The sequence below is a fragment of the Pseudomonas sp. EA_5y_Pfl2_R50 genome (assembly GCF_963970475.1).
In the GTDB taxonomy this organism is placed as follows: domain Bacteria; phylum Pseudomonadota; class Gammaproteobacteria; order Pseudomonadales; family Pseudomonadaceae; genus Aquipseudomonas.
Genome location: NZ_CAXAPT010000003.1, coordinates 214,521 through 236,075 on the forward strand (window position 1 = coordinate 214,521; position 21,555 = coordinate 236,075).

A 21,555-nucleotide genomic window follows, 5' to 3' on the forward strand; every position below is an offset into this window, starting at 1 on the left:
ACGGATTCTATTTAAGGAGTCATAAATTGAGCGTTGAAGTGGCGAAGAATGCCCGAGAATTGCTTCTCAAGGAATACCGCGGAGTACTGTCGACCCACTCCAAATCGATGCCCGGTTTTCCCTTTGGCTCCGTCGTGCCGTACTGCCTGGACGAGCAGGGCCGGCCGCTGATCCTCATCAGTCGCATCGCCCAGCACACGCACAACCTGCAAAAAGACCCGAAATGCTCGTTGCTGGTGGGTGAGCGCGAGGCCGATGATGTTCAGGCCGTCGGTCGTCTGACCTATCTGGCCGAAGCACGCAAGCTCGACGATCCGGCGGCGATTGAAGCCGCCGCCGAGCGCTACTACCGTTACTTCCCCGATTCGCAGAACTACCACAAGGCCCACGATTTCGATTTCTGGGTGCTGATGCCGGTGCGTCATCGTTACATCGGCGGTTTTGGGGCGATTCACTGGGTCGATCAGTTGATCCTGGCCAACCCGTTCGCCGGCAAGGCTGAAATCAGCATGGTCGAGCACATGAACAGCGACCACGCCAAAGCCATCGCGCACTACGTCGACCTCGCCGGTCTGCCGGGCAGCGTGCCGGCACAACTGGCCGGGATCGACAGCGAAGGCATGCACCTGCGCATCGGTCAGGCGCTGTATTGGTTGCCGTTCCCAACGCCTTGTAATACGCCGACACAAGTGCGCGAAGCCTTGGTTTCGCTGGCTCACGCCCAGGTCTGGCCAAAAAATGAGGTGGTCGACGCTTGAATTCACGAAAGGGCGACGTCATCTAAGGCTTACTGCAAGGCATTTCTTGCGTTGAGGAAACTTTGATGCGCCCTTTTTTGTTGCTCTTTCTGCTGTTTCCGGTGCTGGAGCTGTTCGTATTCGTCAAAGTGGCAGGGGCTATCGGGTTTTTCCCGGCCCTGCTGCTGATTATTGTCGGCTCGATGTTCGGTGTGTTCGTGCTGCGTGTCGCCGGGCTGGCTACGGCCCTGCGAGCCCGCGAAAGCCTGAACCGCGGCGAGTTGCCCGCGCAAACCATGCTCGAAGGCTTGATGCTGGCGCTGGCCGGTGGTCTGTTGATCCTGCCGGGCTTCATCAGCGATGTGGTCGGTCTGGTGATGCTGTTGCCGATCAGCCGTCGTCTGTTGGCAAACAAGATGCGCCAGCGCGCTGAAGAACAGGCCATGCGCCAGCGCGCGTTCGCCGATGACCTGCAACCCCGTGGTGGTCCTGCACCGCGTCAACCTCTGGGCCGCGAGGGCGATGTGATCGAAGGCGAGTTCGAACACCGCGACACCAAGTAACGTCAGCATCGACACGGCACCTGCGGGTGCCGTGTTCGTTTGTGGACTGCGTTCTTGCCGAACATCAGTGAAAAATTTTTCGCCTCGCCCTTGTAATCAGCTGATGCGCCCTTATGTATCGGTCACCGAAAGGTTTCCGACATTTGAGTCGGACAGACTTCCGCGGCTCGCTCGACGAGACGCAACCGGCGCAGGCCGGATTTGTTAAACCCGCCGGGACTACACCGGCCGATGAAAACCACAATTAGGAGAGATCGACAATGAAGCTTCGTCCTCTGCATGACCGCGTCGTAATCCGTCGCAGCGAAGAAGAAAAGAAAACCGCTGGCGGTATCGTCCTGCCAGGTTCGGCTGCTGAAAAAGCCAACCACGGTGTGATTCTCGCTGTAGGCCCGGGCAAGGCTCTGGAAAACGGTGAAGTGCGCGCACTGTCCGTTAAGGAAGGCGACAAGGTTGTGTTCGGTCCTTACTCCGGCAGCAACACTGTGAAAGTCGACGGCGAAGACCTGTTGGTAATGAGCGAGAACGAAATCCTCGCTGTTATCGAAGGCTGATACCTCCGTTCATTTTCCCGCTACTACAAAGTATTTAAGGAATATCGATCATGGCTGCTAAAGAAGTTAAGTTCGGCGATGCCGCCCGCTCCAAGATGCTCAAAGGCGTCAACGTTCTGGCTGACGCGGTAAAAGCGACCCTGGGCCCGAAAGGCCGTAACGTGATCCTCGAGAAGAGCTTCGGCGCTCCGACCATCACCAAGGACGGCGTTTCCGTCGCCAAGGAAATCGAGCTCGAAGATCGCTTTGAAAACATGGGTGCGCAGCTGGTCAAAGACGTAGCTTCCCGTGCCAACGATGACGCAGGCGATGGTACGACCACCGCGACTGTTCTGGCTCAGTCGATCGTCAACGAAGGCCTGAAAGCCGTCGCTGCCGGCATGAACCCGATGGACCTCAAGCGCGGCATCGACAAGGCGACCATCGCCATCGTCAAAGAGCTGAAAGCCCTGTCCAAGCCATGCGCTGACACCAAGGCCATCGCTCAGGTTGGCACCATCTCTGCCAACTCCGACAACTCCATCGGCGACATCATTGCCGAAGCCATGGAAAAAGTCGGTAAAGAAGGCGTGATCACCGTTGAAGAAGGCACTGGCCTGGAAAACGAACTGTCGGTTGTAGAAGGCATGCAGTTCGACCGTGGCTACCTGTCCCCTTACTTCGTCAACAAGCCGGAAACCATGGTTGCCGAACTGGACAACCCACTGGTCTTGCTGGTCGACAAAAAGATCTCGAACATCCGCGAAATGCTGCCAGTGCTGGAAGCCGTTGCCAAAGCCGGCCGTCCACTGCTGATCATTTCCGAAGACGTTGAAGGCGAAGCCCTGGCGACTCTGGTTGTGAACAACATGCGTGGCATCGTTAAAGTCGCAGCCGTCAAGGCGCCAGGCTTCGGCGACCGTCGCAAGGCCATGCTGCAGGACATCGCTGTTCTGACCGGCGGTACCGTGATCTCCGAAGAGATCGGCCTGAGCCTGGAAGCCGCCACCCTGGAAAACCTGGGCAGCGCCAAGCGCGTGACCATCTCCAAGGAAAACACCATCATCGTTGACGGTGCTGGCGTAGCAGGCGACATCGAAGCGCGCATCGCCCAGATCCGTGCCCAGGTTGCTGAAACTTCCTCGGACTACGACCGTGAAAAACTGCAAGAGCGTCTGGCCAAGCTGTCCGGCGGCGTTGCAGTGATCAAGGTTGGCGCTGGTTCCGAAGTCGAAATGAAAGAGAAGAAAGCCCGCGTTGAAGACGCCCTGCACGCTACCCGTGCAGCCGTAGAAGAAGGCGTGGTACCTGGCGGTGGCGTAGCGCTGATCCGCGCTCTGGAAGCCCTGACCGAACTGACCGGCGACAACGCTGACCAGAACGTCGGTATCGCTGTGCTGCGTCGCGCTGTTGAAGCGCCGCTGCGTCAGATCGCTGCCAACTCCGGTGACGAGCCAAGCGTCGTCGTCAATGAAGTCAAGAACGGCAAAGGTAACTTCGGTTACAACGCTGCGACTGGCGAATACGGCGACATGATCGAAATGGGCATCCTGGACCCAACCAAGGTCACCCGTTCGGCGCTGCAAGCGGCATCGTCCATCGGCGGTCTGATCCTGACCACCGAGGCTGCAGTGGCCAACACGCCTGAGAAAGCAGGCGCAGCTGGCGGCGGTATGCCAGACATGGGCGGCATGGGTGGCATGGGCGGCATGATGTAAGCCAGCCTTACCCCTGTAACGCAAAACCCCGCTGGCGCAAGCCAGCGGGGTTTTTTATTGCCCAATTTTCCGCTACGCACATAACCCTTGTAGGCGCGAGCAGGCTCACTCCTACACTGGATTTGCGTTTCAGGTGCTTATCGGTTGTGCTCTGACAATCGATTCTGCTTTCACTACCGGGCGATACAGCACCCAGTAATACGATCCCAGACAGATCAGCCAGCAGAAAATCGCCGTCCACACGTTGTGCGAAAAGAAGTGTGCGCCCTGCATCATCCGGCTGATCGAGAACACCGAGCCCAAGGCAAAGGCAAAGATAAACGCTTGTCGTGCCAGACGCGGTCGGCGATCACGAAGCACAAAGAACAGTGCAAACAAGGTGAAGCCAGTGGCGGCATGGCCGCCGGGCCAGCAACGACCCGGCTTGTCGGTCTGCGGACGGTGTTCCATCAGTTTGCTGTAGGTTTCATGGCCGCCGAATTGCTCCAGGCTCCATGGGCATTGCACCGCCGTCATTGCTTTCACCGGCGTCACGAACGAAGTCGCCAGACCCAGCGAAAGCACCAGACACCCCAGTTCACGCTTGAACGGTTTCAAGCGTTCGAGGAAAAACGCGCCGATGAAACCGAGGATGGCAAACACCGAAAAGGCGATCACCACTTGCTTGGCGCGGTCGTGCAGGATGTCTTCGAGGAAGTAGCTGTGGCGCCCAATGAAGTCGCCGGCCACCGGATCGTAAAACAGTCGGGCCAGGTCCATGTCCAGATCGGTCAGTTCCAGCAGCACCAGGATAGTCGCCGCGACAATGGGGATTCCCAGGCACAGCCAGCCGTTCAACGGCCTGGAAACGGGGCGGGCAGAGATCGACGGCATGGTAATTCCTTGGTCGTTGATAGGTTCTGAGGAGCGTAAACGCGCGCAGTCTGCGCGGGCCGGCGTCGGCAATTTGTTAACTGAAAGTAAAAAAAACGTTGGCGGGCACAATGAACGTTTTTATCTCCAGACAACCCAACACACGCCTAGCCCTCAGCCACACTTGGCCTTAAGCTGCGCGGGCCATGACGGCCGTTACCGTGTACGGAGGAGGTGCCCATGCGAATTCTATTGGTCGAAGACAACCGCGATATCCTGGCCAATCTGGCCGATTACCTGGGCCTTAAGGGCTATACCGTCGATTGCGCCCAGGACGGTCTGTCGGGCCTGCATCTGGCCGCCACCGAACATTACGACCTGATCGTGCTCGACATCATGTTGCCGGGGATTGATGGCTATACCTTGTGCAAACGCCTGCGCGAGGACGCCCGGCGCGACACACCGGTGATCATGCTTACCGCCCGTGATCAACTGGACGACCGCTTGCAGGGCTTCAAGTCAGGGGCTGACGATTACCTGATCAAGCCCTTCGCCTTGTCCGAGCTGGCGGCACGGGTGGAGGCGGTGATGCGTCGGGCCCAGGGTGGCGGACGCCGCGCCTTGCAGGTCGCCGATCTGAGCTATGACCTCGACACCCTTGAAGTCACGCGCGACGGCAAACTGCTGAAACTCAACCCGGTCGGCCTCAAGTTGCTGGCAGTGTTGATGCAGAAGAGCCCACACGTTCTGCGTCGGGAAATTCTCGAAGAAGCGCTGTGGGGTGATGACTGCCCGGACAGTGACAGCCTGCGCAGTCACGTTCACCAATTGCGTCAGGTGATTGATAAACCGTTTGCCAAACCACTGCTGCATACCGTGCACGGCGTGGGTTACCGCCTGGCCGACGCGTGATGGAGTTTCGCCAAAGCCTTTCCCAGCGGATCATCATTGCCTTTGCGTTGATGAGTGCGCTGGTGGCCGGCGCTTTCGCCATGGGCATCGTCGCGACGGTGCACCTCGTCGAAGAAAAACTGATTTCGGCGGGCCTCGGCGGCGACTTGCAACGCCTGCTGTTGATGGACAACGTCTCGGACTGGAGTCATCGGCCTGAGCCGGATCAGCTGTTTTATTTCAGTGGCGGGCCGGGCGATTTCGAGTTGCCCAAGGACCTGCGTCATCTTGATTCAGGGTTCCACGAAGTCTTCCGCGAGCAGCTGTCGTATCACGCGATGGTCGAGATCGTCGACGGCCGGCGTTATGTGCTGTTGCAGGATCAGAGCGATTTCGAAGAGCGGGAGCGCGTGCTGTTCGCCGTGGTGCTGGTGGGGTTTGTGCTCAGTCTGGCGCTGGCGGTGTTTCTTGGCTGGGTGCTCGCGCGCAAAGTGATGGCGCCGGTGGTACGCCTGGCCCGGCAGGTGCGCCACCGCGACCAGTTGCTCGGGCTGGCGCCCCCGCTGGCGCCGGACTACGCAAAGGATGAAGTCGGTGAACTGGCGGTGGCGTTCGACGCCACGCTGGGCCGCTTGCGTCAGGCCCTGACACGGGAACGCCTGTTCACCAGTGACGTCAGTCATGAGCTGCGCACACCGTTGATGGTACTCGCCAGCTCCTGTGAACTGCTGCTGGAAAATCCGGGAATCGACCAGCGTGGTCGTTCCCAGGTGGAGCGCATCGCCAGGGCCAGCGAGGAGATGCGCGAACTGGTGCAGACCTTCCTCATGCTTGCCCGTGCCCAGCATGAAGATGCCGGCCTGGCCCCCCAGCAAAACCTCTCGCAAGTCGCCGAGAGCCTGCTGTGCCTGTGGCGTGAGCCGATCCAGCGCAAAGGCCTGAGGCTGATCTTCGAGCCCGGAAATCCACCGGACACCTGTTATAACGCCACCCTGTTGACGGCGGTGATGGGCAACCTGTTGCGTAACGCACTGCACTACACCGAACAGGGCTTTATTCGCCTGACGCTCAACACCAATGGGTTCGTGGTCGAGGACTCGGGCGTCGGCATTCCCGAAGAAAAACGCGAGGCGATGTTCGAGCCTTTTGTGCGCGGCAGTGAAAAGCGCGGCGAAGGTCTGGGACTGGGCTTATCGCTGGTCCAGCGGATCTGCGAGAACCAGGGCTGGAGCGTCAGTTTGAGCACGATGGAGCCCAATGGCTGCCGCTTCGAGGTGGATCTGGGGAGAATCTGACGGCAATAGTGGCTCAAGGCTACTCCCGCTTGCCTGTCTAAATCCTGTATAACCTTGAAATAGTTTGCCGGTGTACCCAACGTTTTTTTCACAAATGGATGACTTGGCGCTGACACATCGCTCCTTAAGGTGGTGCAATCAGTAATTCAGGAGTCCTGGTGATGTCCGGCCCGATCAAGCTCGATTTTTCCGAAAAGTACGATGACACTCACGCGCAAAAATATTTGCGCAAGCATCAAGCCAGTCTTGGCCGCCGATTGTCCCATTGGCGTGACGAGCAACTGGCTCGCAAGGCATTGACACTGGTCGGCGAGCCGGGCCTGGTGCTGGACTTGCCCTGCGGCGCGGGGCGTTTCTGGCCATTGCTCGCGGAAAAGCCCAACCGGGTGATCATTGGCGCGGACAACTCTGAGTCGATGATCAAGACCGCGATGCAGGCGCAACCGGCGGATGTGGTGAAGCGGGTACAGCCTTTGCACACATCTGCGTTCGACATTGCCTTGCCTGACAACGCCGTCGACAGCATTTTCTGCATGCGATTGCTCCATCACATCGGTGAAGCCGAGCATCGTCGGGCCATCCTGCGCGAATTCGAGCGCGTCAGTCGTGACAGCGTGATCATTTCGTTGTGGGTGGACGGTAATTTCAAGGCCTGGAAGCGCAAGCGGGCCGAGGCCAAACGTGGGCAGGAAGGTTACCAGAACCGTTTTGTGTTACCGGCTGCTACGGTTGAAAAGGAATTCGAAGAGGCAGGTTTTCGCATTCAGGAACAATTGGATTTTATCCCGCTCTATGCCATGTGGCGGGTTTACGTATTACGCAAGAGGTAAAGGAATGGCAGTGCAATTCGCAGCAGAGACGGAAGTCGCTCCCCAGGATCGCTTCGACTACTACTGGAACCAGCGCGGTGAATGGGTAGAAGAACCCAACGTGCGCCGTGGCGGCGAAAGTGGTGTGCAACGCGTGATCGGGCGTGACGGGCAACTGCTGTATGCCAAGCGCCAGACCGGCCATATCTACCGCAGCTGGCAGCACCCGTTGGGACGCCCGACGGTGCTGCGCGAGCTGGATGCCCTGACCGGTGTCAGCAAGCTGGGTGTGCGGGTACCGGAAATCGTTTTCTGCGGTGCGCAGCCCGATCCGCAGTACAAGTGGCGTGCACTGCTGGTGACCAAGTCGCTGGACGGCTTCGACGAGCTGGAAAAGTGGGAAGCCGCGGGCGGTCGCGCGCAGTATGGTGAAGCGGTGTATGAGCGAGTGCTGAAGGACCTCGCGGAAAATCTCGCACGGATGCACAAAGGGCGCTGGCAACACAGCTGCATCTACATCAAACACGTATTTGTGCGGGTGACCGGCGAAGGCGATGACGCCAAGGTCGAAGTGGCGTTGATCGATCTGGAGAAATGCCGCCAGCGGTTGACCGCTTATCGCGCCGCTTCCCACGACATGAAGCAATTGCGCCGCCATTCGTCGTTCAACGCTACGGACTGGAAGAAACTCGTCTATTTTTATGAGACGGCGTTTGGCAGCGCTATCAAAGGTTTATAGCGATGAAACTAGAAATTGCACGAGGTTTGTTTTTCGTTGGAGCCTTGGCAGTTGCGTCATTGGCGGTGGCCGCTTGGGAGCAGCCCCGCATGCAAGTGGTGGGTGCGTCCGTAGACGACCCTCACTGCGCAGTCCCACGGGTGGCGAAAGCCGCCGTGGCGACCAGACCCGATCATGATCTGTTGTTGTTCATGTTCGGACTTTCTCAAGGGATGAGGCCGCAAAGTTGAACCGATTGAAGCCAAAATCAAAGGCCTCGCCGATGCGAGGCCTTTTTTTACGCCCGGATTTTATGGCTATACGCAGGCCGAATGTGGGAGCTATGGATTATTTCGGATCGGGTTTCGCCAGCAAGGTGTAAACGCACGGCAGTACAAACAGCGTAAACAACGTGCCAATCGACATCCCGGTGGCAATCACCATGCCTATATCATAGCGGCTGACCGCTCCGGCACCCGTCGCCAGAATCAACGGCACCATGCCGAACACCATCGCTGCCGTCGTCATCAACACTGGCCGTAGGCGAATCGCTGCCGCTTCCTCAACGGCTTCCCGCGCCGTCAGACCTTTGTCCTTGCGCAACTGGTTGGCGAACTCGACGATGAGAATCCCGTGTTTGCTGATCAGCCCGATCAGTGTCACCAGCCCGACCTGGGTGTAGATGTTCATGCTCGACCAGCCAAGGAACAGTGGAATCAACGCCCCGCAGATCGACAGCGGCACCGTCACCAGAATCACCAGCGGGTCGCGGAAGCTCTCGAACTGTGCTGCCAGCACCAGAAAGATAATCGCCAGCGCCAAGGCAAACGTCACCCACAAGGCACTGCCTTCCTGCACGAACTGACGTGACGCGCCGCCATAATCGAAAGCAAACCCGGCCGGCGCTTCTTCGCGGGCGATCTGCAGCACAGTGTCGATGGCTTCACCCATGCTCACCAGCGGGAAACCGGAGATCTTCGCCGCGTTGAGTTGCTGGAACTGGTTGAGCTGGCGCGGTCGTGCGCGGTCGCTGACCTTGATCAGCGTCGACAGCGGCAGCAACTCGCCCTGAGTGTTTTTCACGTAGTAATTGTTCAGCCAGTCGGGATTGTCGCGGTACGGCCGCTCGACCTGAGCAATGACCTTGTAGCTGCGCCCTTCGATGGTGAAACGGTTGATTTCCGCTTCGCCCAGCAGGGTGGCGAGGGTACCGCCGAGGTCTTGCATCGACACGCCCATCTGCGCCGCTTTCGCACGGTCGATATCGACCACCACTTCCGGCTTGTCGAACGCCAGATCGAGGTCGACGAAGGCGAACTTGCCCGACTCCATCGCGCGTTTCTTGATTCGCTCAGCCACTTGCAGCAGCAGTTCGTAGTCGTTGGCCGTGTTGACCACAAACTCGAACGGCAGGCCCTCGCCGGTGCCGGGCAGCGAGGGCAGGTTGAAACCGAAGATCTGCAGGCCCGGGATGCCTTCGAGTTTGCCCTGCACCTCGGGGAGAATTTCCATTTGCGTGCGGCTGCGCTCGTTCCACGGTTTCAGCAGGAAGCCGCCGATCCCCGCTTGCACGCCGTTGTAGCCGTTGATCTGGAACGAGGAGTAGTACTCCGGGAATTCCTTGAAAATCTTGATGAATTCGTCGGTATAGGTGCTCAGGTAATCGAGGTTGGTCGGCTGCGGCGCGCTCGCCATCATGAAGATGATGCCCTGGTCCTCGTCTGGAGCCAGTTCCGACTTGGTGAACTTGAGGAACACTGGAATCAGGCACAGCACGATCACCGCGAATACCAGCACGACTGGCCGGGTATTGAGCGTGCCGTGCAGCATGCTTTGGTAGCGGCGCTTGAGTCCGTCGAAGAGGCGGTCGAGACGATGGGCGAGGCCGCTGGGGTTTTCCTCATGGCGCAGCAAGAAGGCGCACATCATCGGTGACAGGGTCAGGGCGACAACGCCGGAGATCACCACCGCGCCGGCCAACGTCAGCGCGAATTCCTTGAACAGCGCCCCGGTCAGACCGGTGAGGAAACCGATTGGCGCGTACACCGCCGCCAGGGTGATGGTCATCGATACCACCGGCATGGCGATTTCCCGCGCACCTTCCAGCGCCGCCTCAAACGGGGTTTTGCCTTCCTCGATGTGCCGGTGGATGTTCTCCACCACGACAATCGCATCGTCCACCACCAGACCGATGGCGAGCACCATCGCCAGCAGCGTCAGCAGGTTCATCGAGTAGCCCATCATCTGCATGAAGAACATCACGCCGATCATCGACAGCGGAATGGTCACCACCGGAATGACCACCGAGCGCAGCGCGCCGAGGAACAGGAACACCACAACGATGACGATCAGCACCGCTTCGAACAGGGTTTTCACCACTTCGTCGATGGAGGCTTGAATGAACAGGGTGGCGTCGTAGGCGATTTCGCTCTTGAGGTTCGGTGGCAGCTGCGCTTCCAGCTCCGGCATCAGCTTGCGCACTTCCTTGATCACATCCAGCGGGTTGGCCCCCGGTGTGGCCTTGATGCCGATGTACACCGACGGCGTGCCGCCGAACGAGCTGATCGAGTCGTAGTTTTCCGCGCCCATCTCGACCCGCGCGACATCGCTGAGCAGCACGCGGCTATCGCCGTCGACCTTGAGCGGAATGGCGGCAAAGGCTTCGGCGGATTTCAGTTCGGTGTTGGCGTTGATGCTGGTAACGGTGTATTCGCCTTTCACTTCGCCGGCGGCGGAGAGAAAGTTGTACTGGCGCACGGCGTTGGTCACATCACTGGCGCTGAGGCCGAAACCGGCGAGTTTCACCGGGTCGAGCCACAGGCGCATGGCGAACACCTGATTGCCGAGAATCTCGGCTTCGGCCATGCCCGGCAGGGTCGCCAGTTTTGGCTGGATCACCCGGGACAGGTAGTCGGTGATCTGCGGGTTGCTCAAGTCCTTGCTGAAGAAGCTGATGTACATCAGCGCCGAGGCATCGGCGGACTCCTTGCTCAGCACCGGGTCTTCGGCGTCCTGCGGCAGCTTGTTCTTCACCTCGTTGGCCTTGGCCAGCAGTTCGGTGAACAAGCGGTCGGTGTTGGAGCCAATGCGCGCGTAGATCGAGATCACCGAGAAGTTCTGCCGGCTGACCGAGGTCATGTAGTCGATGCCCTCGGCGCTGGCCAGGCTCTGTTGCATCGGCTGGGTGATGTAGCCCTGAATGGTTTCGGCGTTGGCCCCGGGGTAGGCGGTGGTCACCGTGATCAGGGCGTTTTCCATTTGCGGGTATTGGCGCAGCGGCAGCTTGCTCCAGGCCTGGAAGCCCAGCAGCACAATCAACAGGCTGACCACGGTGGCGAGCACCGGGCGGCGGATGAACGGATCGGTAAAAGCCATGGGGATTCCTTGATCAGTCGGCGCGAGGCGGACTGTTCTGCTCGCCGAGGGTCTTGTCGTCGCTGATGGCGATGTTGGCACCGTTGTCCAGTTTGATCTGGCCGGCGGTCACCACCTGCTCGCCGCTCTGTACGCCCTTGTTGATCATCACCAGGCCATCGCGGCGTTCACCGGTTTCGATGAAGCGACGCTCGGCAATCAGTACGGGTTGGCCCTTGTCATCCTTTTCGACGCTGCCGTCCTCGGCTTTCTTCTGTGCGACCACGTAGATCGAGTTGCCGTAGAGGGTGTAGGTGATGGCGCTTTCCGGCACCACGATGTGTTTTTGCGGATCGGGCAGGAGCACTTCAAGACTGGCGAACATCCCCGGCAGGAGTTTTTCGTCCGGGTTGGCCAGCGTGGCGCGCACGAGGATATTGCGCGTGGTGCTTTCGACAATGGGGTTGATCGCGCTGACCTTGCCCGCGAATTTCTGGCCCGGGTAAGCCGCGACCGTGATCTGCACCGGTTGGCCGATGGCCAGTTTCGGCACCGATTGCTCGGGCAGGTAGAAGTCAGCGTAGAGGCTGCTCAAGTCCTGCAGGGTGGCGATTCTGGTGCCGCTGGCGAGGTAGTCGCCGACGTCGACCTGACGGATGCCGATGGTGCCGCTGAAGGGGGCGAGAATGCGTTTTTTCGCCAGCGAGGCGTTGAGCTGATTGACCGTGGCCTTGTTCTTTTGCAAGACCGCGGAGAGGCGGTCGTATTCGCCTTTGGAAATGGCGCGGCTGTCGACCAGTTGGGCACCACGACCGAAATCCAGTTGCGCCAGACCGAGATCGGCTTTTGCGGTTTCGAGCAGGGCGGTTTCGACGGCGCTGTCGAGTTGCAACAGCGGCTGCCCGGCCTTGACCTTCTGTCCGGACTGGAACTTGAGTTCAGTAACGGTGCCGGCGACTTCCAGGCTCAACTCGACACCTTGCAGCGCCTTGAGCGTGCCGACGGTGGGCAGCCGCATCTGCCACGGCTGTTCGGTCGCATTGGCGACGGCGACACTGATCGGCGGCTTCGGCTTGGAAAAGCCCTGGATCATGGTGTAGATCGAAAAGGCTTTGTACCCGCCCAGCACCAGGACGATCAGCAAGACAACACCCAACATGATCAGCATGCGGCGACGCAGCATATTTCCAGTTCCTTGGATAAATCAGGTGAGACAGGCGGGCACATTACTCCGAGTACAGGGGGGATTCCAACTCCCGGCACAGCAAAAGATCGCAGCCTTCGGCAGTTCCTGCACTGGAATGCAATCCCCTGCAGGAGCGGCCGAAGGCTGCGATCTTTCGCGGCGGGTTCAAGCCATCAGATGAAGATGGTTGTCCCAGAGCCCTGCCGGCAATTCCAGCGGTCTGGCCAGCAACTCGTCCTGACGGCAATCGTAGTAACGGCAACGGCCTTGCCCTGAGGTCACGACAAACCCGTCCTTCACCGCACCGACGCCCGCGCAATCGGGCAACGGCGCGTCGAGGCGGACTTCGCCGCTGTCCAGATCCCAGATAAAGAAGCGATTGCCCCGCGGCGCCGTCAATGCGACCAGGCGTAGATCACTGTGCACTGCGACGCTGGCGGTGTAATGCCCCATCGACTGCAACTGATGCTCCGGCACCGGGAACGCCATGAACGGCTGCCCCGGACGCTTGATCGCCAGCAATTCCGAGCGCTCGTGGGAGGCGCCCATGAATTGCTGACCGGCAACGATGGTGCCGTCGCTGGCAATGCCCAGATGCCGCACGCTGTTCATCTGTTGGGCGAGGGTTTCCTTGCTCAGCAGCGTACCGTCGCGCTGCATCAGCACCAGACTCGGCTCCATGGCATTGAGGTTCATGTCGACGCGGCTTTCCGCCTCGGTACGAATCCCGCCGTTGGCCACCACCAGCGTCTCGCCGTCGGGCATCCACGACACTTGATGCGGGCCGAGACCGTGGGTGGAAATCTCGCCCGTGTGCACCAGTCGCTCGCCTTCGAACCTGTACACGCCGAGCAAGCCGCGACCGGGATCGCTCGTGTCGTTTTCGGTGGCGTAGAGGTACTCGCCGTCCTTGTGCACCACGGCGTGGCCGTAGAAGTGCCGGTTCGGCTGCGAAGTCACGGTTTGCAGCAACGTGCCGTCGCGCAGGTCGATCAGGTAACTCTCGGTGCCTGGACGCCGCGCGACGAACAACGCAATTGGCTGCGTCGGGTGGTTGATGATGTCGTGGCAGCGCTGGCCGACTTCGGTGGCGAACACCTGTTTGCCGTCCAGCCGATAACCGACGGCGTAATGCTTGCCGTCGGTGTCGTCGCGCGCCGACAGCAACAGCGGGCTCTGATCCTTGCGTTTGAACAGCGTCCAGCCGCCCAGCGTCACTGCTCCCAGCAGTGCACTACCTAAAGTCAGAACCTGACGTCGCAGCATGGCAGTTGCCCTCATCAGTCACCGTCGTTGGCGTTGAAGCCCAGTTGAATGCCCAGCGCCTTGGCCAGTTCGCCTTCGTGCAGACGATGGACGACGTTGAGGCTATCGTAGATATCGTTGAGTTGCTGACGACCGGCATCGTCTTCGAGCATTTCGCCGAGCGAACGCTGGGTGCTGTCGAACAGTTTCAGCGAGGCAGCGTAAGCCGCGTCGATCTTGTCGGCCAATGGCTTTTGCTCAGCCGGCAACAGACCGCGAAGGCCTTTGTTGTCGACGCCTTCCCACACGGTTTTGGCCGCGGCGAGGCTGGCCTCCAGCGCGGTCAGGGACGACTGGCTGCGCCATGCTTCGGCCTGGAACGGCTGCGGCACGCCTTTGCTCTGGCGGCCCATTGGCGTGCCGAGTTTTTTCTTCAGGGTGTCCAGCGCGGTGACCTGCACGCGCAGCAGGTCGGCGATCGCCTCGTGGGAGTCGGCATAGCGCTGGTTAGGGAACCTGGTCATCTGCGCGAGCATGCCGTCGGTGTTGTTCCAGTTCTGCAGAATTTCTTCGGCCAGTTGCTTCTGACGCTCGCCGATGGCGATCAGCAGCGGGCAGTACCTGGCTTTCTGCTCGGCGTTGGCGACATCAGGCTTGGCGTCGAACAGGATGTATTCGTAAGCCGACAGACCTTGAACGACAACGCTGGATTTGGCCAATGCGGCGGCATCGATCTGTGGTTGCGCGACCACCAGTTGTTCGACCTGGCGACCGACGAGGTTTTTCTTGTCCGGCCAGAACTGCACCTGCCACGACCGGTTGCCCTCGGCCAACGGACCGATCAGCAGCGGTTGCAGCTCGGCCCAGGCCTTCTGCGCGTGCAGGAAGTCGGCGCGGGCAGTCTCGAGCGTCTCTTTCCCCTGGCAGTAGGCGAGGGCGCTGACCGCCAGCTGCCTGTCGGCCTCGACCCAACGGGTGTAGGTCGGCAGGATCACCGATTTGGCGATGGCCGCCGAGGTGACCGCTTGCGGGTCCTGTGGCGCGCACGCGCCGAGTGCCAGAGCGGCAAGGCTGGTGAACAACAGCTTGGGACGGAACATGTCGGGCTCCCGATTCTTTATCAGTGTTTAAAGTGAGTTCAAAAACGCCAGCAGCGCGGCACGCTGCTCGGCATTGAAAGACAAAACCTGTTGCTGTGCGGCCTGCGCTTCGCCGCCATGCCAGAGCACGGCTTCGAGCAAATTGCGCGCGCGACCGTCATGCAAGAACTGTGTATGACCGCTCACCGCTTGCGTCAGGCCTATCCCCCACAACGGCGGTGTGCGCCAGTCGCGGCCGGAGGCCTGGAATTCCGTGCGGTTGTCGGCCAGGCCGTCGCCCATGTCATGCAGCAGCAGATCGCTGTAAGGGCGAATCACTTGATTGGCCAGTTCCGGCTCGGCGGCATTGGCGGCGGTGGTGTATTTCGGTGTGTGGCATGAATCGCAGCCGGCCTGGAAAAACAGGTTTTTGCCGGCGATGACGTCTGCATCGTTAACGCCGCGGCGCGCAGGCACGGCGAGGTTGCGGCTGTAGAACAGCACCAGACGCAGAATGTTGTCGCTGACTTCCGGTTCGCCGTCCGGGCCATTGCCGTTCGGCGCCTGTTTGCAGGCGGTTTGCGCGTCGGTGCAGTCATCAAAGGGGCGCAGGCTGGTGGTGAGCCCCATATCACCGGAAAACGCGTGAACATTCTGTTGATTGAGATTGGGTTGCCCGGCTTTCCAGCCAAATCGGCCGATCACGGTTTTCTGCAGTTGGTCGTCCCAGACCCGATTCGCCCGGCCATTGATGCCGTTTTTCTCTTTGGCTTGCGCGGCAGCGTTGGCGAGAATGGCTTCTTCGGGGATCGCTTCGAGCAGACCGAGGCCAATCATCGGCGGGGCGACGCGGGCGGAAAAACGCGTGTCGGGGTGCATCGGGCCGTAGCCAAGCTGCGTGATCTGTAATACCGGTTTGCGCAACTCGACTTCGGTGCCGTCCTTGAATCGCACGGGCACCGGGGTGTAGTCGACGCGCACCTTGCCTTCCGGCGTGACGCCGGGCACGGCCATGTCCTGAAACTGGCCGCCGTAGACGGGCTCTGGCACCACGCCGACCTGCTCGATCAGCCGGGCATATTCCGGCGCATCGGGAATCGACAGCCGAACCAGCATCGACACCGCGTTGGCGGCATCCGGGGCTGGCGGATGGCCGCGACCGTCCTTGATGTGGCAGTTCTGGCAGGCGTTGGTATTGAACAGCGGGCCGAGGCCATCGCGGGCGGTGGTGGTCGACGGCGCGATCACCCATGGGCTGCGAAAGAAGCTGTTACCCACGCTGAAATCCACCCGCCGCGATGGCGGTAGATTCGCAGAAGGCAGCGAGAACGCATTCTGATCGGTCTTGCGCACGGTTGCTGCACCGCCCGAACGGGCCTCACCCGGCTCGGCCTTGGTGAAGCGCGGGGCGTCATCGCAGGCACTCAGGCCCAGGGCCAGACACAGTGCGGACAAGCGAAGAAGCAGCGAGGGCATCAGACATCCTGCGGACGGGTGAAAATAAAGGCGCAAAGTCTAACAGGGCGAGGGGGTTTGAATAAGAGGAATTATCGTTTGCTTGATAGGGCGCAAACCTTGAAGCCTGTGCAAACCCTGTGGGAGCGCGCCTGCTCGCGAAAGCGCTGTTCGCCGCGCTGACGATGTTGCGTCACATGACGCCTTCGCGAGCAAGCCCGCTCCCACAGGGTTTTGGTGGTGTGCACAGATATTGCGAACGCCGCTGTGCCTGTGGGAGCGGGCTTGCTCGCGAAAGCGCTGGGTCAGTCACCCCATCTGTATCTGACCCACCGCCTTGGCGAGCCGGCTCGCTCCCACAGGGTTTTGGTGGTGTGCACAGATATTGCGAACGCCGTTGTACCTGTGGGAGCGGGCTTGCTCGCGAAAACGCTGGATCAGTCACCCCATCTGTATCTGACCCACCGCCTTGGCGAGCCGGCGCGCTCCCACAAGGAATCGTGTGAAGCAGGCATGAAAAAGGCGACCCGAAGGTCGCCTTTTTTGACTCAGACGCGGTTGATCAGAACTCGTGATCAGCGCTGTCCGGGTTCAGGTCGCTGATGCCCAGCTTGCCGGCAGCAGCTTCGATCGAACCGGTCTGCTTGACCAGCGATGCGATGGCGTCGCGAACGATCTGGTTGCCTGCGGTGTTGCCGGCAGCGATCAACTGGTCGTAGTGCTCACCCTTGTTGGCGTGATCGACCATGACCTGGATCTTGGCTTCGGTAGCGGCCAGATCGGCTTTCAGTGCGGTGTCGGCCGCCGGGTCAGCCTTGGCGACCAGGGACGACAGGCTGGCGCCGGTCATTTTGGTGCCGTCAACACGGGTGTACTCGCCCAGGTACACGTTACGAATGCCTTTGGCATCGTAGAAGTGCGAGTAGTGGGTGTTGTCGCTGAAGCAATCCTGCTCGTCTTCAGGAGAGTTGGCTTCCAGGGAAACCTTCATGCGCTCGCCCGCCAGTTCGCCCAGCGACAGGCTGCCCATGCCGAAGAGCATTTTGCGCAGGCCGCTTTCGCCCGGTTCGGCTTCCAGGGTGGCGCGGTAGTTGTCAGCCACGTTCGGCTTCCAGTTACCGACCATTTCTTCCAGGTCGCTGACCAGCAGTTGCGTCACGGATTTCAGGTAGGCACGACGACGATCATTGTGACCGCCAGTGGCGCCGGCGCCTTCGAGGTAATCGGAAGCCGGACGGTTGCCAGCGCCAGGGCCGGTGCCGTTGAGGTCCTGGCCCCACAGCAGGAATTCGATGGCGTGGTAGCCAGTGGCAACGTTGGCTTCGGAACCGCCCAGCTCGTTGAGGCTGGCGAGTTTTTCCGGGGTGATGTCCTTGACGTCGACCTTGTCTTCGCCGACCTGAACTTCGGTGTTGGCGATGATGTTGGCGGTAGCGCCCGGGTTACCCAGTGCGTGCTCGTAGGATTTGTCGACGTAGTCGATCAGACCTTCGTCCAGCGGCCAGGCGTTAACCTGACCTTCCCAATCGTCGATGATGGTGTTGCCGAAGCGGAACACTTCACTCTGCAGGTACGGAACGCGTGCAGCGACCCAGGCAGCCTTGGCGGCTTTCAGGGTGTCGGCGTTCGGCTTGGCGAGGAAAGCGTCGACGGCGGTTTGCAGGGTTTTCGCGGTGGATTCGGCATCGCTGTAAACGGCGAAGACCATGTCGGCATAGTGCGCAACCACAGCCTTGGCGGCGGCTTCATCGACTTTACCGGCAGCGGCAGGAGCAGCCGCCGGTGCGGTGGTGCTGGCGGCTGGTGTCGGTGGGGCCGGTGCGGCGGCCTTGTCTTTGCCTTCGCCGCAACCGGCGAGGGAAATAGCGATGGCCAGCAGACTGGCGGTAGCCAGAGGCATACGAATCATGGCGAACATCCTGCTTCGGTAGTTGATTGGACAGGCGCCGGGGGCGCAAAACTGCGACATAATGCAAATCTTTCGCATTATGTGTAAAGGGTTGTGGCTGGAAATATTTCTTATTTACGCGATCTTTGCTTTTATAAAATGGCCGAGTTACTGCGTTGCGCTTGTTTGAGGTAGATGCTCAGCTCGCGTGCGGGCAGCGGCTTGCTGTAGTGGTAGCCCTGACCTTCGTGGCAACCTTCGGAGATGATGTAGCTTTCCTGTTCGGCCGTTTCCACGCCCTCGGCAATCACCTGCATGCCGAGGCTTTTGCCCAGTTGAATGATCGCGCGAACGATGGTCGCATCATCGTCGTCATCGAGCAGATCCTGAACGAAGCTTTTGTCGATCTTGATCTTGTCCAGCGGCAGGCTTTTGAGATAACTCAGCGATGAATAACCGGTGCCGAAATCATCGATGGCGATCAACGCTCCGGAGCGGCGCAGGCTGAGCAAGTGCTGGGCGGCGGTGCTGATGTCTTCCATCAGGCCGGTTTCGGTCACTTCCAGCTCCAGACTGCGCGGCGGCAGGCGGTACATCTGCAGCAGGTTGTTGACCACCCGTGGCAGTTCGGCGTGGTGCAGTTGCACGGTGGACAGATTGACTGCCATGCGCAGGTCGGCGAAGCCCATGTCGTGCCATTCGCGCAATTGTTTGCAGGCCTGATCCAGCACCCACTCGCCGATGGCAATGATGGTGCCGTTCTGTTCGGCCAGCGGAATGAACAGGTCCGGCGGCACCAGACCGTGTTCCGGGTGCTGCCAGCGAATCAGCGCTTCGACACCGACCACGCGGTGATCGCGATAGCTGATCTGCGGCTGATAGACGAGGTAGAACTGATCGCGCAGCAAGGCATCGCGCAGGTCTTTTTCCAGTTCGCGGCGACGACGCATCTCGCTGTCAACGCTGGCAATGTAGAACTGATAGCGATTGCGCGAGCGGGTCTTGGCCAGCGTCATGGTTTGCTCGGCCTTTTGCAACAGCTTCTCGGTGCTGTCGCCGTCCTCCGGGAACAGGGTGATGCCGATGGTCGCGCGCAGGCGGATTTCCTGATGATCGAGGGCGAACGCCGCCTCCAGGTCATCGAGAATGCTTTGTGCCAGTTCGGCGGCTTCGTAAGGTTGTTCGATGTCGGCCTGCACCAGGGCGAACTGGTCACCACCGAGGCGGGCCAGGGTGCCAAGGCGACCGCTGTGGGCGCGCAAGCGATCCGCCAGCGCCAGCAGTAACTGGTCGCCCGTCTGGTAACCGAACTGCTCGTTGATGCCCTTGAAATCGTCCAGCCCGACACACAGCACGGCGACACGGCGTTGCAGCTTGCCGGCGTCGACAAGGATCTTGTCCAGTTGCTGCTGCAATTGCTGGCGGTTGGGCAGACCGGTAAGAAAGTCGTACTGGGCCATGCGCAGCAGGCTGTTTTCCGCTTCGTGGCGCAGGTGAGTATTGCGTTCGATGGATTCGAGCAACTGGTTGGCGGTGTTGATCCAGATACCCAGTTCGTTCTTTTCATGGCCTTTGAGCTGGGGAATCTTGTGTTCACTGGGGCGATCCGGATTGATCTCGGTGAGGTGCTCGATGATCCGCGACAGCGGTTTGGTCAGCAGCCAGTGATAGACCAGATACAACACCAGCCCCATGGCCAGTGCGCGCAGCACGCCGGAGATGAAAATGATCACCGAACTGACGATGAACCCCTCGCCATAGGTGGCGGTGTCGAGGGTGATGCTCAGGTCGCCGTAATATTCGCTGTAGGGGCCACGGCCCACCAGTTGGGTGGTGAAGGTGCGTTCCTGGCCGAGGATCAGGTCAGTCAGCCAGCGACTGTTGGAATGCTGCAGCTCGCGGGATTTCTGCGCGAGCATGGCTTCATTGGGGTGGCCGATGGAGGCCTGACGCACGGCGTCGTCCTGGAACAGGCCTTCGATCACCTGCATGCCCATCTCCCGGTCCAGGCTGTAAACGGCCTGGGTCGACGGGTCGCGGAACATGTCGAGGATACGCTCAGCGTCGCCGGCTACCGCCTGGCGGGTTTTGTAGGCATCGAAAACGATCTGCGCGCAGCTCAAGACTACGCCGACGATCAATGCCGACAGGAGCACGACCCGGAGCAACTTCACCGACAAGCTGTTCTTGAGTTCCAGCTTCAAAGGGTTTTTCCTTGTTCCATGCGGGTAGCGTCAGTTTGCCATGAGTATTGGCAATCCCGTGTTGGCAGTCAAAGGGACAATCAGGCCCGGGAGGATTTACCCGTGGCGTTGGCCGAAATGCTGCTGGCTGGAGTATTAGCCCTATTTGTAATGTGTCGGTAGTTTCGGCCCTCAACTTGAGCGGATCGCAACATTTTTTCGCTTGTTTGATGTTAGCCCGCTGTGGCGCGGCGGCAAGAAGCTTAAAGCTGCTTTCATCGTGGGAAAGTGCCCTGATTGCGGTGCGATTTGCCGAGGGCCGAATCACAGGCATAAAAAAACCCGGCATAGCCGGGTTTTTTGACTGGAGCGCAGCTTAAGCGGTGAAGGTTTTGCCTTCGAACTGCTCAGCAACGAACTTCCAGTTGACCAGGTTCCAGAACGCTTCGACATACTTGGGACGAACGTTGCGGTAGTCGATGTAGTAAGCGTGTTCCCAGACGTCGCAGGTCAGCAGCGGGGTGTCGCCGCTGGTCAGCGGGTTGCCGGCGCCGATGGTGCTGGCCAGGGCCAGGGAACCGTCAGCCTTTTTCACCAGCCAGCCCCAGCCGGAACCGAAGGTGCCGATCGAGGTTTTGCTGAACTCTTCCTTGAACTTGTCGAACGAACCGAAGGCTGCGTTGATGGCTTCAGCCAGCGCGCCGGTTGGTTGACCGCCGGCGTTTGGCGCCAGGCAGTTCCAGTAGAAAGTGTGGTTCCAGACCTGAGCGGCGTTGTTGAAGATACCGCCCGAGGAAGTCTTGACGATTTCTTCCAGGGTCTTGCCTTCGAACTCGGTGCCTGGCACCAGGTTGTTCAGGTTCACGACATAGGTGTTGTGGTGCTTGTCGTGGTGGTATTCCAGGGTTTCCTTGGAAATGTGCGGCTGCAGGGCATCGTGTGCGTAAGGCAGCGGCGGCAATTCGAAAGCCATGATGATTCTCCTAATCAGGTCTGTTGCGGTGAGCGCAAGGCCGATCACGGGCGGCCAGAAATGCACCGGCGAGTTT

17 protein-coding genes and 1 pseudogene are annotated in these 21,555 nt (G+C 59.9%); 9 read left to right on the forward strand and 9 right to left on the reverse strand.

Translation table 11 applies throughout. The annotated features are described in order from the left end of the window. Nucleotides 1-26: 26 nt before the first annotated feature. The 4 genes from AACY19_RS06910 (at nucleotide 27) to groL (ending at nucleotide 3,551) form a co-directional block, all read left to right on the forward strand. Nucleotides 27-758, forward strand: a complete 732-nt coding sequence (locus AACY19_RS06910; RefSeq protein ID WP_339449240.1) for a HugZ family pyridoxamine 5'-phosphate oxidase — start codon at nucleotides 27-29, stop codon at nucleotides 756-758. Between the two features lie 65 nt (nucleotides 759-823). Beyond that, on the forward strand, nucleotides 824-1,300 hold the full coding sequence (locus AACY19_RS06915) for an FxsA family protein (protein WP_339449242.1): 477 nt from the start codon (nucleotides 824-826) through the stop codon (nucleotides 1,298-1,300). Nucleotides 1,301-1,560: 260 nt separating this feature from the next. Further along, the gene (locus AACY19_RS06920) at nucleotides 1,561-1,854 is read left to right on the forward strand and encodes a co-chaperone GroES (RefSeq protein WP_007916610.1); all 294 of its coding nucleotides are present in this window, start codon (nucleotides 1,561-1,563) and stop codon (nucleotides 1,852-1,854) included. Nucleotides 1,855-1,904: 50 nt separating this feature from the next. Next, nucleotides 1,905-3,551, forward strand: a complete 1,647-nt coding sequence (gene groL, locus AACY19_RS06925) for a chaperonin GroEL (protein ID WP_339449244.1) — start codon at nucleotides 1,905-1,907, stop codon at nucleotides 3,549-3,551. Between the two features lie 129 nt (nucleotides 3,552-3,680). Here groL and AACY19_RS06930 read toward each other — a convergent pair whose 3' ends face one another. Next, nucleotides 3,681-4,424, reverse strand: a complete 744-nt coding sequence (locus AACY19_RS06930) for a phosphatase PAP2 family protein (RefSeq protein WP_339449246.1) — start codon at nucleotides 4,422-4,424, stop codon at nucleotides 3,681-3,683. Between the two features lie 219 nt (nucleotides 4,425-4,643). Between AACY19_RS06930 and AACY19_RS06935 the strand changes: the two are divergent. The 5 genes and pseudogenes from AACY19_RS06935 to AACY19_RS06955 form a co-directional block, all read left to right on the forward strand. Then, nucleotides 4,644-5,309: pseudogene (locus AACY19_RS06935) on the forward strand (response regulator transcription factor); the annotation flags it as partial. A 5-nt stretch (nucleotides 5,310-5,314) separates the two neighbouring features. Then, a complete protein-coding gene (locus AACY19_RS06940) occupies nucleotides 5,315-6,589 on the forward strand; it encodes a sensor histidine kinase (RefSeq protein ID WP_339449250.1) in 1,275 nt (424 codons plus the stop codon). 161 nt (nucleotides 6,590-6,750) lie between these two features. After that, the gene (locus AACY19_RS06945) at nucleotides 6,751-7,419 is read left to right on the forward strand and encodes a class I SAM-dependent methyltransferase (RefSeq protein ID WP_339449252.1); all 669 of its coding nucleotides are present in this window, start codon (nucleotides 6,751-6,753) and stop codon (nucleotides 7,417-7,419) included. Between the two features lie 4 nt (nucleotides 7,420-7,423). Further along, nucleotides 7,424-8,137: a lipopolysaccharide kinase InaA family protein gene (locus AACY19_RS06950; protein WP_339449254.1), complete on the forward strand. Its 714-nt coding sequence runs from the start codon at nucleotides 7,424-7,426 to the stop codon at nucleotides 8,135-8,137. A gap of 2 nt (nucleotides 8,138-8,139) precedes the next feature. After that, nucleotides 8,140-8,367, forward strand: a complete 228-nt coding sequence (locus AACY19_RS06955; protein ID WP_339449256.1) for a hypothetical protein — start codon at nucleotides 8,140-8,142, stop codon at nucleotides 8,365-8,367. A gap of 97 nt (nucleotides 8,368-8,464) precedes the next feature. Here AACY19_RS06955 and AACY19_RS06960 read toward each other — a convergent pair whose 3' ends face one another. The 8 genes from AACY19_RS06960 to AACY19_RS06995 all read right to left on the reverse strand — a co-directional run bounded on the left by AACY19_RS06960 (nucleotide 8,465) and on the right by AACY19_RS06995 (nucleotide 21,479). Continuing rightward, nucleotides 8,465-11,491, reverse strand: a complete 3,027-nt coding sequence (locus tag AACY19_RS06960; RefSeq protein ID WP_339449258.1) for a multidrug efflux RND transporter permease subunit — start codon at nucleotides 11,489-11,491, stop codon at nucleotides 8,465-8,467. A 13-nt stretch (nucleotides 11,492-11,504) separates the two neighbouring features. Continuing rightward, a complete protein-coding gene (locus AACY19_RS06965) occupies nucleotides 11,505-12,653 on the reverse strand; it encodes an efflux RND transporter periplasmic adaptor subunit (protein ID WP_339449260.1) in 1,149 nt (382 codons plus the stop codon). A gap of 168 nt (nucleotides 12,654-12,821) precedes the next feature. Continuing rightward, nucleotides 12,822-13,922, reverse strand: coding sequence for a DUF1513 domain-containing protein (locus AACY19_RS06970; RefSeq protein ID WP_339449262.1), 1,101 nt, complete (start codon nucleotides 13,920-13,922; stop codon nucleotides 12,822-12,824). Between the two features lie 14 nt (nucleotides 13,923-13,936). Then, entirely contained in the window at nucleotides 13,937-15,001 is a 1,065-nt protein-coding gene (locus AACY19_RS06975) for an imelysin family protein (protein WP_339449264.1), read from the reverse strand. Nucleotides 15,002-15,028: 27 nt separating this feature from the next. Next, on the reverse strand, nucleotides 15,029-16,456 hold the full coding sequence (locus AACY19_RS06980; protein ID WP_339449266.1) for a di-heme oxidoreductase family protein: 1,428 nt from the start codon (nucleotides 16,454-16,456) through the stop codon (nucleotides 15,029-15,031). 541 nt (nucleotides 16,457-16,997) lie between these two features. Then, entirely contained in the window at nucleotides 16,998-18,344 is a 1,347-nt protein-coding gene (locus AACY19_RS06985; protein WP_339449268.1) for an imelysin family protein, read from the reverse strand. 131 nt (nucleotides 18,345-18,475) lie between these two features. Beyond that, nucleotides 18,476-20,527: a putative bifunctional diguanylate cyclase/phosphodiesterase gene (locus AACY19_RS06990; RefSeq protein ID WP_339449270.1), complete on the reverse strand. Its 2,052-nt coding sequence runs from the start codon at nucleotides 20,525-20,527 to the stop codon at nucleotides 18,476-18,478. Between the two features lie 355 nt (nucleotides 20,528-20,882). After that, nucleotides 20,883-21,479: a superoxide dismutase gene (locus AACY19_RS06995; protein ID WP_007918933.1), complete on the reverse strand. Its 597-nt coding sequence runs from the start codon at nucleotides 21,477-21,479 to the stop codon at nucleotides 20,883-20,885. Nucleotides 21,480-21,555 lie beyond the last annotated feature (76 nt).